At 48.1% G+C, this 15,864-nt stretch carries 13 protein-coding genes; 8 read left to right on the top strand and 5 right to left on the bottom strand.

The genetic code is table 11. The annotated features are described in order from the left end of the window. Positions 1-55: 55 nt before the first annotated feature. From AB4124_RS13850 to AB4124_RS13865, 4 genes are all read right to left on the bottom strand, one after another. Positions 56-583, bottom strand: a complete 528-nt coding sequence (locus AB4124_RS13850; protein WP_441973195.1) for a cysteine hydrolase family protein — start codon at positions 581-583, stop codon at positions 56-58. Between the two features lie 329 nt (positions 584-912). Next, positions 913-1,866, bottom strand: coding sequence for an L-lactate dehydrogenase (locus AB4124_RS13855; RefSeq protein ID WP_076323785.1), 954 nt, complete (start codon positions 1,864-1,866; stop codon positions 913-915). Between the two features lie 8 nt (positions 1,867-1,874). Continuing rightward, positions 1,875-3,428, bottom strand: coding sequence for an L-lactate permease (locus AB4124_RS13860; RefSeq protein ID WP_441973196.1), 1,554 nt, complete (start codon positions 3,426-3,428; stop codon positions 1,875-1,877). Positions 3,429-3,650: 222 nt separating this feature from the next. After that, entirely contained in the window at positions 3,651-4,130 is a 480-nt protein-coding gene (locus AB4124_RS13865) for a MarR family winged helix-turn-helix transcriptional regulator (RefSeq protein ID WP_441973197.1), read from the bottom strand. 355 nt (positions 4,131-4,485) lie between these two features. On the opposite strand from AB4124_RS13865, the gene AB4124_RS13870 reads away from it, so the two are divergent. Continuing rightward, entirely contained in the window at positions 4,486-5,580 is a 1,095-nt protein-coding gene (locus tag AB4124_RS13870) for a GntR family transcriptional regulator (RefSeq protein WP_441973198.1), read from the top strand. A gap of 34 nt (positions 5,581-5,614) precedes the next feature. After that, a complete protein-coding gene (locus tag AB4124_RS13875) occupies positions 5,615-7,807 on the top strand; it encodes a GH92 family glycosyl hydrolase (protein ID WP_441973199.1) in 2,193 nt (730 codons plus the stop codon). A 165-nt stretch (positions 7,808-7,972) separates the two neighbouring features. Here the strand turns inward: AB4124_RS13875 and AB4124_RS13880 are convergent, their stop codons facing one another. Beyond that, the gene (locus AB4124_RS13880) at positions 7,973-9,388 is read right to left on the bottom strand and encodes a hypothetical protein (protein WP_430108949.1); all 1,416 of its coding nucleotides are present in this window, start codon (positions 9,386-9,388) and stop codon (positions 7,973-7,975) included. 189 nt (positions 9,389-9,577) lie between these two features. On the opposite strand from AB4124_RS13880, the gene AB4124_RS13885 reads away from it, so the two are divergent. From AB4124_RS13885 to AB4124_RS13910, 6 genes are all read left to right on the top strand, one after another. After that, on the top strand, positions 9,578-10,120 hold the full coding sequence (locus tag AB4124_RS13885) for a hypothetical protein (RefSeq protein WP_076323779.1): 543 nt from the start codon (positions 9,578-9,580) through the stop codon (positions 10,118-10,120). 44 nt (positions 10,121-10,164) lie between these two features. Continuing rightward, a complete protein-coding gene (locus tag AB4124_RS13890; RefSeq protein WP_339291974.1) occupies positions 10,165-10,866 on the top strand; it encodes a response regulator transcription factor in 702 nt (233 codons plus the stop codon). Further along, complete coding sequence (locus AB4124_RS13895; protein ID WP_441973200.1) at positions 10,863-11,873, top strand: sensor histidine kinase; 1,011 nt, start codon at positions 10,863-10,865, stop codon at positions 11,871-11,873. Before AB4124_RS13890 ends, AB4124_RS13895 begins: the two co-directional genes overlap by 4 nt. A gap of 188 nt (positions 11,874-12,061) precedes the next feature. Beyond that, positions 12,062-12,832: an ABC transporter ATP-binding protein gene (locus AB4124_RS13900; RefSeq protein ID WP_076323776.1), complete on the top strand. Its 771-nt coding sequence runs from the start codon at positions 12,062-12,064 to the stop codon at positions 12,830-12,832. After that, complete coding sequence (locus AB4124_RS13905; RefSeq protein WP_441973201.1) at positions 12,807-14,738, top strand: FtsX-like permease family protein; 1,932 nt, start codon at positions 12,807-12,809, stop codon at positions 14,736-14,738. Before AB4124_RS13900 ends, AB4124_RS13905 begins: the two co-directional genes overlap by 26 nt. Before the next feature lie 2 nt (positions 14,739-14,740). Beyond that, a complete protein-coding gene (locus AB4124_RS13910; RefSeq protein ID WP_441973202.1) occupies positions 14,741-15,829 on the top strand; it encodes a DUF418 domain-containing protein in 1,089 nt (362 codons plus the stop codon). Positions 15,830-15,864: the final 35 nt, after the last annotated feature.

Below are 15,864 nucleotides of genomic sequence, written 5' to 3' on the forward strand. Positions count from 1 at the left end.
GAAAATTCGAGTTGCTGGGGAAGCACGTTCCAATTGATGAATCACTTTCTCTTACCTATTCAATATGAAAAAAGCCGGCGATCTCTTCTGTTGTTTTTAGGTCCGCAAACCATTTCAGGGTAGCGTTCACATGATCTATGATCTGCTGCGCGGTTAACACCGAATTGTTCCAGGTGCTGTGAGCATCTGATACCAGCGTGACATCATAGCCCAAACTGAATGCTCTCCTGCATGTGGTATCTACACATAACTCACTCTGCATACCCGCAAGAATGACATGTTGGACACCCTTTCGTTTCAGTTCTTCCTCAAGCGTCGTGTTATAGAATGAATCCGGTCTGGTCTTCTGAATGATCGTATCCGACATCGCAGGCGCAATCTCAGGGTTAACCTTCCACGCCTCCGACCCTGCCTTCAAACTTTCGTCATTATGTTGTATGTAAAAGACAGGAATGCCGCCGCTTCTAGCTATTGCGATCAGCTGCTTGAGATTGTGGAGCAATCGATCTCCTTCAAACACCGGATCATTCACTTGAAACATTTCATTCTGCACATCAATGACCAATAGCGCACTCTTCTTCAACTATAACACCCTCCTGTACGATCCATTTACTCCTCGGCTTTATTATAGAACGAACGTTCCTGCTATGTATATGAGCATTTTGCAGTAACCTGAGTCCTTGATACACAAGGAGTTCCAAGCATAAAAAAGGACTTCACCCTAACTTAGAATAGAGGAAGTCACCGTGAAGCAGGACGGGGCCATCGTGAATAAAGCAGCCTACATGGTCAACAGCAGTTTGAAATATAGCAAGGCTAAAATGCTGCAGGTCCGCCCATTTTGAGAATCAAGCCTCGCATTAAGCTTTGATTGCTAGCAGATTCGGCTATCTTTAAATCGATGCAAAATGCTCATTTATTAAGTCCATGGATAGTTTCTCTCATAACAGCTGCTGATTTTTCAAGCATCTGTCTTTCGGTTTCATTCAAATCAATTTCAATAACTTCCTTAATTCCAGTACGATTTACCACAGCAGGTGTGCTTAAATACAAATCGCTTTGCCCATATTGTCCTTCCATCAAACATGACACCGGAAGAATACTATTTTCATCTGCGAATATTGCTTTAGTGATCCGTACCAAACACATACCAATGCCATAATAGGTAGCACCTTTTCGATCAATGATGTGGTACGCGGCATCTCGTGTATTTTCGAAAATACTCAGTAATGCAGCTTTATCTCCTGAGTTGTTACGTCTAGCCAATACTTTCTCTAAACCTTCAATCCCAATAGCCGCTTGAGACCAAACCGGAACTTCGCTATCTCCATGCTCCCCAATAATTGCAGCATGAACATTACGTGGATCGACTCCAAGATATTCACCCAACATGAAACGAAAGCGAGCACTATCTAAAGTCGTTCCTGATCCGATTACACGCTCTTTTGATAAACCACTCTCTTTCCAAGCAACATAAGTCATAATATCAACAGGGTTACTTGCAACTAAGATGATACCATTAAATCCGCTCGCCATAATATCTCTGGTAATACTTCGAATAATCTCCGCATTCTTACCAACCAACTCAAGACGTGTTTCATTTTTGTCCTTTTGGGGAGCACCTGCGGTAATAACCACGAGATCGGCTTTCTCGCAGGCGGCATACGTACCAGAAGTTACACGAGTAGTGGTTGAAGCAAATGCCATACCGTGTTGTAAATCCATTGCTTCACCTTCTGCTCGCTTTTCATTAATGTCAATTAGTGTTAACTCTTCAACAACGCCTTGATTGATCAAGGCGTAGGCATAACTACAGCCTACCGCTCCTGTACCCACTAATACCACTCGGCTAATTTTGTTCTTCATAAATCCTCCTAGTATAGTAATAGGTTTATTATCCCAATGGCAACAAGGAATATTAGACTTATTTTGATTGTAAATTTAAACAATAGATTTTCCTGTCCACTTAAACCTACTGATGCTGCCGCTACGGCTATCGATTGTGGGCTGATCATTTTAGCCATGTCGCCACCAATCACGTTGGCTGCAACCATTGACCCGGGATCAATTCCGATTTGGCTAGACGTTACGGCTTGAAGTGGTGCAAATAATGACCCACTGTTGACCACTGATCCAGTTAGGAATACACCTATCCAACCCAACACTGGAGAGAATAATGGAAATAACCCTCCAGTCGAAGCGAATGCTAACCCTAACGTAGACGACATTCCGGAATAATTACAAATATAAGCAAAGGCTAAAACACTGCATATCGTTATAATTGGGAATAGCAGTTCTTTAAAAGTATCTTTTATTGAACTTTTTACCGTTGACCATTTAATACGGTAAATCAAAATAGTCAACAATCCTGCTAGTACGATCGCGGTAACGGTTGAAGATAACAGATCCACGTTGAAAATCGCCGCATACGGACTAGGTTCGGTTGTTATTGGTGGATGCTTGATAATTTCGTTATGAACACCTTGGATTGGTATCTTTAAAATGAGATCGTCAAATGTGACTTGTGAAAACAAAATTACAAATACGGTGAGCATGATGAATGGTAGCCATGCGACTGTAACTTGTCTAAAATCACTTTTGTATTTGGTTTTTTCACGCCACAAAGTAAATATCGTGAGAGCGATCAAACTCAAACTTGCAGCCAAAATATCAACGAGAACTGCACCAATCGTATTGAGTACTGCAAATTGTACTAAGGCGAAGGCTCCTCCACAAACAACGATCGATAACCAAGTCTCACGAATGCCTTTCATTCCATCAACCAGAAATACAACTAAGAATGCAACAATGAAGCTGACAATCGGAATAATATAAGATGTATAGCTTGCCACATCTAATGGAGATAAATCGGTCAATTGGGCTGGAGTAGTTACTGGTATGCCCATTGCACCGTATGACCCTCCTGCAATATTAGCAACTAAGCATATACCGGCGGCATTGATTGGTTTGAAACCCAATCCAACGAGGATTATCGCTGTTATTGCGACCGGGGCTCCAAACCCGGCAGCACCTTCTAAAAATGCCCCAAAGCAATAGGCAATCAGTAACACTTGGATGCGTTTGTCCGGAGTTATTGAGGTTATACTTTCTTTGATGATTTCAAATTTTCCGGTTTTAACCGTTAACTTATAAAGAAATATTGCAGCTAATACAATTGCTGCCACTGGCCAAACTCCTGTTAATGCCCCGTATATTCCAGTTCCCAATACTTTAGAAAAAGGCATTCCGTAAGCAACCATTGCAGTCAACGCCGCAATAACAACACTCAAAACTCCTGCTATGTAGCCTTTAACTTTGAATACTGACAAAACGATAACAAAAAATAATATAGGTATTGTAGCAACAATTGCCGATAACCAGATATTATTTAATGGGTCATAATGTTGGTTCCATTCCACTAAACACACCTCACCATATAAAAGCCGTACCCAAAGATTGAGTACGGCATTAGTATGATGGAGTCATATAGTTTTTATTCATCGGATGTCTACGGTCGTAGGCCTCCTGTAAAACTCTAAAAATTTACGTCCACCCACGCAAACAAAGGAACCCCTCTCTTAGGACTCCTTTTTCCTCTTCTTCAGCTCCCCATCGTAAAGCCGATAAAAAGCAGCCAAGGCAACTTTTAGCTACTCCTCCTCGACGATAACCCCCGGGGTTGCCGACTTTTTCTTTACATTATACTGATGAAGCTTCCTCATGGTCTTGTAAAGCTGCTGCAACTCCTGTTCATCCAAAATGTCGAACATAGAAGTTTGGAAATCCGACAGCAGCGGGATAATCTCTTCCAGCAAGACCTGTCCCTTATCCGTTAGTGAGATATACTTTACCTTCCAATCCTGCTTGCGGACAATCAGGCCCAGCTTCTCCAGTCGTTTCACCATATGCGAAACACCGCCGCCGCTAATGGAAAGATATTCGGCCAGCTCCTGCTGTGATAAAGGTTGGTGTGCAAAGACCTGAATCAAAACGTCGAATTGGGCAACCGTGATGCAAAACGGCTGTAAGAACTCATTCGAGAGGTGGTTGCCAATCTGTTGAAAACGGGTAATCCGAATCCAAGACAGCATGGCTAATCGGTTCTCCTGATGAAATCCCAATTGTTTCATTGACTCCCTACACCTCCCCTCCCTTAATCACAGTCAATTTATCACTCAAGTGAAAAACTGTCAAATCAACGCCCGCCGCTCCTTGAATATTTGATATATCAATTAGTGTATTATTCGTTTATTATATATACCAATTAATTCTCTCCAATTTATCGGTGCTGAGAGCGCCTAATCTTGAAATATAGCCGCGGAAACGATACTATAAACATAGAATCTTTGAACTAGATGCACAACGAGCAGTGTATTCATTTTATACATTCAAACATAACAACTGTAACTTTTTATCAAAAGTATCAATTAGACTTTGACATAAACGCCATAAAATGATATATCAAATTCAGGGAGGAGATCCGCTTTGGAACAAATTCCACTATACCAACATATCGTAAATGCTCTAACAGCCCAGATTGAATGCGGGGAGCTCCAGGCTGGAGATCAGCTACCGACCGAAGCTGAGATTTCGAAAGAATACAACGTCAGCCGGATCACCTCGAAGAGAGCGCTGACCGAGCTGGAGAATGCCAAGCTGATCTACCGGATCCAAGGTAAGGGAAGTTTCGTGAGCACAGACAGAGCCCCGCACAGGCCCCTCGGCAAGACGAACAAGGAGATTCTGCTGATTCTACCGTTCACTCATAACCCGGGGCTTGGAGATTATGAAAAAGGCATCAACGAATTTCTCGCAACGACCGACTATACCCTGAACATTCAGTCCAATACGATTGTCGGACAGCGGAAGCTGCTGGAGGCCGCGCTACAAAGCGCCAATTCGGGATTGATTCTCTACCCGATAAGCAGCATCTCGGATCTTGGCATTCTGTATCAGTATCACCTGGCAAAGTACCCGCTTGTGACGATGGATAAATGCATTGAAGGCATTCCATTCCAGTCCGTTGTCTCCGACAACTTCGGCGGCGGATACCTGGCCTCCAAACATCTGATCGAGAATAATCATAAAAAAATCGCCTTTATCTCCTCCTTGAAGGTAGAGAACTCTTCCTCGATCCGAGAGCGGTATTTCGGTTATTTGAAGGCTCTGTATGATTACAGCCTGATCGATTACAGCGTCAGTGACTTGACCGACCGGTACTTGACCCACGACAACGACAACGGCAGAGAATACTATATTCAGTTTATCCAATCCGTTGTGACACAGGGAATTACGGGGATTGTTGCCGAGAATGACCTGATTGCGATCGAGATCATTCAGATTGCCAAAGAGCTGGGTCTGTCGGTACCGGATGATTTCTCCATCGTGGGCTTTGACAACATTCATCTCGCAAGCTTCGTTGAACCCAAGCTGACCACCATATCCCAGGACTTTGGACAGATGGGATATCAAGCTGCACAAAGCCTTATCACCCTGATCGAGAATTCCCTGGATCAACCGAATGAGAATGTCGTAGTTCCCGTTCGTCTCATTGAACGTCAGACCGTAAAGAAGCTGTAACACGCCTATTTCTAAAATCAAAGGAGACTTTTACATGCTAAACTATATCGATACAAGGCAAGGCACCAACAATCAGTACACTTATTCCAACGGGAATGCGCTCCCTTATACGGGTGTACCTTTCGGTATGAACCACTTTGTTGTCCAAACCAATAATGAAGGAAGCTGGTTCTTCAACCCCAATGACCGCGTCTTCCAAGGCATACGCCTGACGCACCAGCCAAGTCCATGGATGGGCGACTTCGCCCACTTCCTGATGACGCCGATTGCGGACGACAAAATCAGAGGGTCCGTCTTCACCTGTCAAAGTTCCTACCGGCCCGAAGAAGCGATATTCAAGCCCCACTATCTCAAAGTGAAGCAGCAGCGTTATAACATCACCACGGAGCTGGTTCCCAGCACCTACGGTGCGGCAATGCGCATGAAATACAATTCCGGGCAGCAGGCAGGCTTTGTCCTAAACGTTAATAACATAAGCGAATTCCGACTGGATGCAGCCCAGCGTAGACTAACAGGCTATGTCAGCAACTTCGCAGGCTGTCACGATGACGGGTTCCGTATGTACGTAGCCATGAGCTTTAGCAAGGACATAGATCTCGCAACAACAGGTTATTACAACAAGGAAGGCCAGTTCTTCCCTGAGATTGCTTTTGGCGGTGTCGACCAGCATGCCGTCATTCGTTTCAAAGACTGTGAAAGGGACGTGCTGGAGGTTAAACTGGCAACGTCGTTTATTAGCCTGGAGCAATCAGAGCTTAACCTTGCGCGCGAGCTGAACACATCCCTGGATGAGCGGAAGGAATTGGCTGCGCAAGCTTGGAATCATTACCTGAACAAAATCCGGGTCACTCACCCGAACGAAGAATATATGCGGACCTTCTATACTTGTCTTTACCGCATGTTCCTGTTCCCACAGAAGTTCTATGAGCTGGATGCCAACATGGAGCCGGTACATTACGATACAACGGCCCGATCCGTCAAGAAAGGGATTCTCTATACCAACAACGGCTTCTGGGATACTTACAGAACCGTATATCCGCTCTATTCCATCATCGCACCGAAAGAATATGAAGAAATGCTGGAAGGTTTCCTGAATTCCTACCGCGAAACCGGCTTCCTGCCGAAATGGCTGTCTCCGGATGAGCGCGGACTGATGCCAGGTACGCTTATTGACGCCGTCATTGCGGATGCCGCGGCTAAAGGATTGGCTCCGCACCTGATGCCGGAGCTGCTGGAAGCCATGCTGACTGCCGCTACCACGCAGAGCGGAAAGGACTGTTATGGACGTCAGGGAACGATGGACTACATACAGTACGGTTACGTGCCAAACACCTATCACGAGAGCGTGAACCACACGCTGGATTACGCATACAGCGACTACTGCATCAGCCGCGTGGCCGATGTCTTGGGCCGATCAGATGTAGCGGATCAATATAGACAGAGCGCGCTCAACTACAAGAATATCTTCGATACGGAAACCGGGTTCATGCGGGCAAAGGATCCGAACGGCCAGTTCCGACCGGATTTCAGTGATACGAGCTGGGGGCTCGATTATGCCGAAGGAAGCGCCTGGCAGACCAGCTTTGCAGTGTTCCAGGATTTCCAGGGTTTGATTGAGGAATACGGTTCGAAGGAACGATTTTTCGACAAAATAACCGAATTGTGTAACAAAGCACCGGACTTCGACGTGCGGGGCTACGGCTTTGAAATTCATGAGATGAGTGAGATGGCTGCCATCGACTATGGCCAGCTGGCCATTTCCAACCAGCCAAGCTTCCATATTCCTTATCTGTTCAACTATGTAGGGCAGCCGGCTTCTTCCCAGGTTGTCATTAAGCAGCTGATGTCGAACCTGTTCAACAGCGGCTTTAACGGCTTCCCGGGTGATGAGGACAATGGAAGCATGTCCGGATGGTATGTATTCAGCTCCATGGGCTTCTACCCGGTATGTCCAGGCAGCAATGAATACGTCCTCGGTATCCCGTTATTCGACAGCGTGAGCATTGAGCTGCCAAACGGTAAGCAGATGTTGATTCATACCGACAACAATAATCCGCAGTCCAATTTCGTTGCGAACGTTCAATTAGAGGGACAAGATTATACCAAACTGTACATTACGCATGAGGATATACTGGCAGGCAAGTCCCTTGATTTCCGTCTCGGACTGGCTCCAAGCTATCGTTCTTACAGCCCTGATGAGTTGCCGTTCTCGATATCGAAGAAGTAACTGTTACAACTATGCTCATATAAGAAAGGGGCATCCCCATTTAGGTTAGCAGCCTGGGGATGCCCCTTATGTATGAGGTATACATGGATATGACCAACTTCGGTTCCTCCATAGATGAAACGAGCGCTGACGTATACGGTCAGCGCTATTTATATTTGCCATGGCTTACACCAGAAACATTGCCACGACGGTAGTCACGGTCAGACCTAGCAGCACCGGCTTCAAATTTCGTCTGGCAAGCTCGAACGGGCTGACTCCGCAGATGGCTGCAGCCGGGATCAACGCCCAGGGAATGAGCGTACCGCCACCTACCCAGATTGCGGCAACCTGCCCAAGCGCCGTCAGGGTAGCCGCGCCCGAGCCAATGGCCGTAGCGAACAGCTGCGCGATCGAGCCGGCAAGCGATATACCCGAGAAGCCCGAACCGTCAAGCCCTGTAATCGCGCCGGTGATCGTCAATGTTACCGAACCCACCGCACCGTTCAGCGGCACCGCATTCGCGAGGGCAACCCCCAGGTCGTTCACGATCCCATGAGATGCTTCCGGAAGCACTTTACCGAACAATTCGGTAAATGCTGCATCCCCCAGATAGAAGAACGCCGCAATAGGAATGACGGGACCGAATACTTTGAATCCAAACATGAATCCCTCGATCAAATACGAGGTGACCTTCTCTAATCCCCGGTTGCGGTGAGCCAGCAAGGCAATGACACTGAGGATAAGGACGGCTGTGCCGCCGACCAAGGCCGTTGCATCTCCGCCCTGCAGCTTTAGGATGAACATGGTGACAACGTCTGCCGCGAACAACAGCAAAATTACGATAGCCAACCATTTTTTCATAACCGGGGATATCGCCGAAACAGCATCATCCTCTTCGGTACGCGTGGTAAGCGCGTCCCCCGTGCTTTTAATGGTTACCAGTCCATTTCTCCAGCTGCCGTTCCGCTGATCTCTGCGCATCATCCAGAATGCCGTTACGGTTGTCACAAGTCCCATGACGATCACGAGCGGCACACTGGCAGCCATAACGCTGGATACAGGCAAACCGGCTGCATCCGCGGTTAATTTAGGCGCACCCTGGATAATATAATCTCCCGATAGCGCAATGCCGTGACCGAACAGATTCATCGCCACCGCCGCACCGAGGGCCGGCAAACCCACACGGATGGCCACAGGCAGCAGGACCGCACCAATTAACGCAACTGCCGGTGACGGCCAGAAGAAGAAGGACGTGACCATCATAATGATTCCGATGCCCCAGTAAGCCATCGCGGGAGTACGTAGAAACCGGGTTAGCGGGGCCACCATCGTCTCGTTGATCCCCGTCTTGATCAAGACTCGGCTCATCGCCACGATGATGGATATAATCATGATGGTGCCCATCAGCTCTTTGGTCGCATAGATGAATGAATGAAACACGCCGGAGACCGAGCCGCTTAGCGTTTCCGTAGCCAGAAGGCCAAGCGCAAATATTCCGGTAATACAAATAAGCGACGTATCGCGCCGCCGAATCAATAGCGTCATGATCAAGACGATAAACGCTAGGTACACCCAGTGAATCGCGGTTAAATGAATCCCCATATGAAGTCACGCCCTTTCTCAGGCAGCAGGTTTGATGTGACTACATCTTATGCATGGGCCTGGGCAAAGGTTAATTCGGGATCGTGCCATGATTCACAACTTGATTGGGCATCTCATATACTTGGTATGTTATGACCTATTTCATCTAGATTATGGTAAAATAATCAAAACATAAAAGAGGTGTACAGCATGCCAAATCGGGAACAACGCTTCATCGCTATAGCCGCGATCATTCAGGTGATCATCGTTGTAATCTTGGGGTATAACCGTGTTCGGGATTCTATCCGATTTACCAATGAGACATTTGATCCTTCGTTCTTGTCTCAAGGGGCCTACATTCTATTATCTCTCGTTATATTTCTCCTGTTCATTACCGCTTCGTTAGGGGCATGGGCACAAAAGACATGGGGATGGTCGGCAACAGTGGGACTATATGTTACATTCATATTTTCCATCTTCATGTCAACAGGTGTTGCCATGCGAGTGTCCGACATTGATATCAACGCGCAATTCTTTTGGAAACCCATACTCTTGATTATCATCTCCATTGCTGCGCTATGGTTTTGGTTTCGAGCGGCTATCCGCAGCAGATTCCATCTACAGCTGAAATCAGCGATACTGCTTACTTTGGTTGCCAGCATCGGGTTCATTCTCCTCGCAGTTCTTATAGATTACCTCCAATTCAGAATCATGGACCACTGGATTTCCAACGTCATCTCCAATTCGGTATAGTAGTACATGATGTAGTTTGGAGTTAAAAGGAGTTGGAAGGATCAGTGTATACCATCCTGATTGTAGAAGACGATGAACGAATCGCGGATAAATTAAAGTCGGCTATTTCCAAATATGATTTTAACGTGCGGATCACTGAAGACTTCAGCCGTGTCATGGACATTTTTGCGGACACGAAGCCGGATCTGGTTCTGCTGGACGTCAATCTGCCGAAATTCGACGGGTTCTACTGGTGCAGGCAAATCCGTACCCAATCGCACTGCCCGATCATCTTCATCTCGGCGCGCGACAGCGGCATGGATCAGATTATGGCGCTGGAAAACGGAGCGGATGATTATATTACGAAGCCGTTTGACATGGAGCTTGTTCTGGCGAAGATCCGCAGCCACCTGCGCCGTGCAGTCGGTGCCTATGCCTCCGGTCAGGAGGATGAGCATACCGTCGAAAGCGCCGGTCTCATCATCTATCCGGAGCGATTCGTCGTGACTTATGGAGACGAGTCAGCTGAGCTTACCCAGAAGGAAGCCGCCCTGCTGACGATGCTGATGGAAAAAGACGGCCGTGTGGTCAGCCGCGAGCGACTGTTGGACCTGATGTGGGAAGATCAGCACTTCATTGATGACAACACGTTAAATGTTTATATTACAAGGGTTCGCCGCAAACTACGTGAGCTGGGTGCCGGAGATCTTATCGAAACGGTCCGGGGAGCTGGCTACCGGTTCATGACAGGCAGGGAGCCTCAATGAGACTCTTCCTGCGGGAGCATCTCCCGCTCATATTGTTTTTTACCGTTCAAATGCTGCTCATCCCCCTGCTGTACTGGCTTACCGGTGAAGGCAGACCTTTTACTGTCGTGCTATATGGGGTGCTGTTGAGCAGTGTCGTGCTGCTCCTCTATCTTGCATACCGGTATCTTTCCCATCGCACGATGTATCAAGAGCTTTCTTCCGAGGAGCTTTCGGAGAAGGAATTCTTAAGCCCTCCCCTGGGTGAAGCGCCTCTGCCGGAAGCGATACACGAGCGGATCGGCCATTATGAACGCTTATACCGCGAACAGCTGCATCGACAGCAGAGTCAAACCGACCAGCATCTGGCTTTCGTCAACCGCTGGGTACATCAGATGAAGACCCCGCTATCGGTGATTCAGCTAACGCTCGATGAAGTCGAAGAAGCACCCGCCGAACATATTCGGGAAGAGCTTGAGCGCATTCGCAAAGGCCTCGAAATGGTGATGTATACCGCACGCCTGGACCGGTTCGAGCAGGATTTCGCGGTAGAAGCCATCGGCCTTCGTGCCGCGGTAAACGAATCCGTGGTCGAGAACCGGAAGCTGTTCATTCGTAAGGGGATTACGCCGGCGTTCCAAATCGATGATCAGATCTCCGTCTATACGGATGCCAAGTGGTTTCGATTTATGCTGGGTCAGATTCTGACGAACGCTGTGAACTACTCCGGCAGCCCCGGCAAAAAGATTCAATTAACCGCAGAAGAAGCGGGGAAACACATCAAACTTCATATACGCGATGAGGGTATCGGCATTGCGCCCGAGGACATCAATCGGGTGTTCCATCCCTACTTCACCGGAGAGCGCGGTCGGCAATATCATGAATCCACCGGTATGGGCCTGTATCTTGTCCGTGAAATTGCCCATAAGCTGAATCATACCGTCCAACTGGAATCCACGCTGGGTGAAGGAACCACCGTTACCTTGACGCTGCAGAAAGCAGTAAAAGAAGACACATCTCATTCTTAGGTGTGTCTTCTTTGCATTGGACAGAGGCTAATTTCATATCGATCATCTCAGAATACGAACAAAAAATACGAACATAACCTTATGGGAGATGTAAGCTCCGTTTCACCTAAATCCATAGCACGGTCAGGTCAGTATACGATAGAGTTAGGTTACACTAATGAGGTATACAGAAAGGAGCTTCTGGGTTTATGGATATTCTTGAAGTAAAAGCATTAAACAAAGTATATGCGGGCAAAGTGGCGACACAAGCTCTTACCGATATTCATCTCACCATCCAAGAAGGGGAATTCGTCGGCATCATGGGCCCTTCTGGCAGCGGCAAAACCACCCTGCTGAACATGGTGTCCACCATCGATCGTCCAAGCTCGGGCGAGGTCAAGATCGGGGGCAAAAATCCTTATACTATGAAAAAAAGCGAGCTTGCCCACTTCCGTCGCAGACAGCTCGGCTTTGTGTTTCAAGATTTCAATCTGCTTGATACGTTAACGGTTGCCGAGAATATCGTGCTTCCGCTTACGCTGGACCGCCGTCCGCTCAAGGACATGGAGTCGCTGCTGCAGCAAACCGCTTCACGGCTTGGCATCCGCGAAATTCTGAATAAACGCGTGTACGAAATTTCGGGAGGGCAACGACAGCGCACCGCGATTGCCAGGGCTATCATCGGCGCACCTCTGTTATTGCTTGCGGATGAGCCTACAGGAGCGCTCGATTCCAACTCCTCACGCATCGTGATGGAGTCGTTAGCTGAGATTAACGAGCGGGATCGTACCACATTGATGCTAGTTACGCATGATCCTTTGGCCGCAAGCTACTGCAACCGCATCGTCTTTATTAAAGACGGCAAGCTTGCCGCCGAAATTCACCGCGGAGAGAACCGGCAGGCCTTTTTCCAAAAAATCATCGATACGCTATCGTTCTGGGGAGGGAATACAAGTGAGCTTTCCTCAATTCGCGTTTAACAACGTCCGGCGTAACGGGCGTCAGTATTTCGCTTACCTGCTTAGCAGCTCGTTCATGGTCATGATCTTCTTTACGTATGCGGTGTTCATCTATCATCCGGCTATCGAGAATTCGCCTATGGGTACCATGACACGTACGGGAATGACGATTGCCACGGTCATCGTCTACGTGTTTGCGTTCTTATTCGTGCTATATTCGATCAGCGTCTTCCTGAAGTCGCGGAACCGGGAGTTCGGCATTCTTACGATCCTCGGAGCCGAAGCCAAACAGATCAATTGGCTGATCTCCCTGGAGAACATTCTGATTGGCGCCATTGCCATCGTAACGGGCATCACCAGCGGAATGCTGTTATCCAAGGTATTCCTGCTCATCAGCACCAAAGTAATTGATATGGACGAGCTGCCGTTCTATTGGCCGGTCAAAGCGATGCTGCTGACCGCCGGTGCGTTCGCTGCGCTGTTTCTCGTCATTTCGCTCTTTACCTTGTTATTTATCCGGAAGAATCAGGTCCTGGAGCTTCTCAAAGGCACCAGCAAACCGAAAACCGAACCAAAAGCCAATCTGTTCCTGGCCCTCTTGGGCGTGGTGCTGCTTGCCATCGGCTTTACCGTTCTTCGCGTCAAAGAGTTAGATCCTACGGGATTGATGATCGCCGCGGTAACCGGCATTATGGGCACGTATTTCTTCTACTCCCAATTATCTGTGTGGGTTGTCCGCATGCTGCAGCGAAATCGCGCGACTACCTGGAAAGGTACAAACCTGCTGTGGATTTCCGAAATGAGTTACAAGATTAAGGATAATGCCCGCATGCTGTTTCTGGTCACGGTTGTGGTTGCGCTGGCTTCCATGAGCACCGGTTTCGTACTGGCTATGCAGCAATCGATCAAATCAGTGTATTTGGATAACCTGTACGCGCTTAGCTACACCTACTATAGCGATGCCGACGAGACTAAGGTGCAGGATGAGTTGGCCCTGATTGAAAAGCGACTCCAATCAGAAGGGCTTGAGTATAAACGGGCGGAGGTCGAGACCATCTACTATCGCTTGTCAGCGAATGGGGAGGACTCCTTGCACATCATGCCGCAATCCCAATACGACCGTTTGGCTGCCATGATGAATACCAAGCCGGCTGGGACACTCGGCGAGAATGAAGCCTTATTGACGGAAACCCCGAATGCAGCGAAGAAGAGTAAGGGGAAACTAACGGAAGCGGATATCGATTTATCCGGTCAGCCCTACTCTTTCAGCTTGGAGAACCGGACAGACCGGATTGCGGCTGTGGTATATAGCGGCAGATTGCTGGTCGTTACGGACACCATGTTTGAAGAGCTAAGGGGAGAGAACAAAGCAGATGGAATCAGTGTGAGTCATACGTATCCGTATATTCTTCCCGATTCCCAAGGGCTCCCTCAAAAGGATGACCCTGAAACCAAGCTCGGCCTTGAGCTGTCGGAATGGAACCGGGATGCCATTCATGAAGGGTATGTTCAATCCAGGGCGGAGAACTATTACACCAATAAACAAGGATTTTCGTTATTCAGCTTTATCGGGGTGTTTGTTGCCTTGATATTCTCAATCTCATCGGCAAGTTTCTTGTATTTCAAACTGCATACGGAGCTTTCAGCTGATCAAGCGATGTATCGTTCTCTGTCCAAGATTGGACTCAGTGCGCGGGAGATGAACATCTCCGCAACGATTCAGATTGCCGTACTATTCTTTATCCCCATCCTGGTTGCAACCCTGCAGTCCCTGGTTGTGCTCGGTCCGATTCTCGGATATCTGGATGTTCCGTATGTAAGCGGTCCTGTGTTGGTTGCTTCATCAGCATTCCTGGCTGCCCAAACGATCTATTTCCTGATCGCCAGAGCCCGTTATATTAAATCCGTGAATGGAATGATGGTGTGAATATGCATATAGAACAAAAAGACACAGTGACTCAGCATCGGCCTGCTACCGGAAAGGGGCGATTACATTTTTTAGACCAGTTCAGGGGGTTTGCCCTCCTTGGTCTGCCGTTTGTTAACGTATTGGCGCTCTGGCTCATCGCCACGCCGGAAACCTCAGCGGATTTTTGGCTGCAGCGAGGGCTTAACTTTTTCGTAGAAGCCCGATTCTACACCATCTTCACGTTCCTGTTCGGACTTGGGTTCTACATGTTTCTATCCCGAAGCGCTTCATCGGGAGGTAAGCCGAGACTTCGGCTGTATATTCGCCGGTTAGCGATTCTGGTGCTGATCGGGTTCATACATCAGCAGTATCAATCCGGGGAGGCCTTGTTTCATTATGCGATTGTCGGTCTGCTTGCGGTTCCACTCTATTGGGCACCGCGGAGGGTTAATCTCGGCATTGGATTGGCGGGGTTTACATTTGCGGCAATCATGGGTGCCAAACTGCTGGCCACCCCGTTCCTGATCCTGTTAGGGCTGGCCGCAGGCCAATATCGATTAATGGACACCATCAGCGAGGGATTACGGTTAAGCAAGCTGCGCATGGTTTGGCTGCTGTCGTTACTTGGAACCGTCATTGCCATCGGGGCTATGTGGTGGGCAGCACCTCCCGAATCGATGTCACCGTTTCTATTCAAGATAGAAGGCGAATCGCCATCTCCAACCATGGAAGCGGCCTTCACTTTGGCACATATCGGGATAGCGACGGGCCCTCTCGTGTCCGTATTTTATCTAAGCTCACTCTTAATGCTTCAGCGTACCCGCATTGGTGCGAAGATGCTGTATCCGTTGCAAGCATATGGGCGAATGGCGCTTACCAACTACATTGGACAGACCGTCTTTCTGGTAGGGATTCAGCGTTTGATCCTAGACGTCTCGCCCACCACGTATGTTGTATCGACACTCGTTTCCCTAGGGATTGTGGCCTTCCAGATCATAGCCAGCAATCTGTGGATGCGTTGGTTCCAATTTGGACCTCTCGAATGGTTGTGGCGATGTGGTACCTATGGGGCCATCGTGCCGATTCGCAAAAAAACAGGAGCCCTATAGGGTTCCTGTTTTTTGGGTTTGTTATTGCCGAGTGG

The sequence above is a fragment of the Paenibacillus sp. 2KB_20 genome, assembly GCF_052115765.1.
GTDB lineage: Bacteria > Bacillota > Bacilli > Paenibacillales > Paenibacillaceae > Paenibacillus_AQ.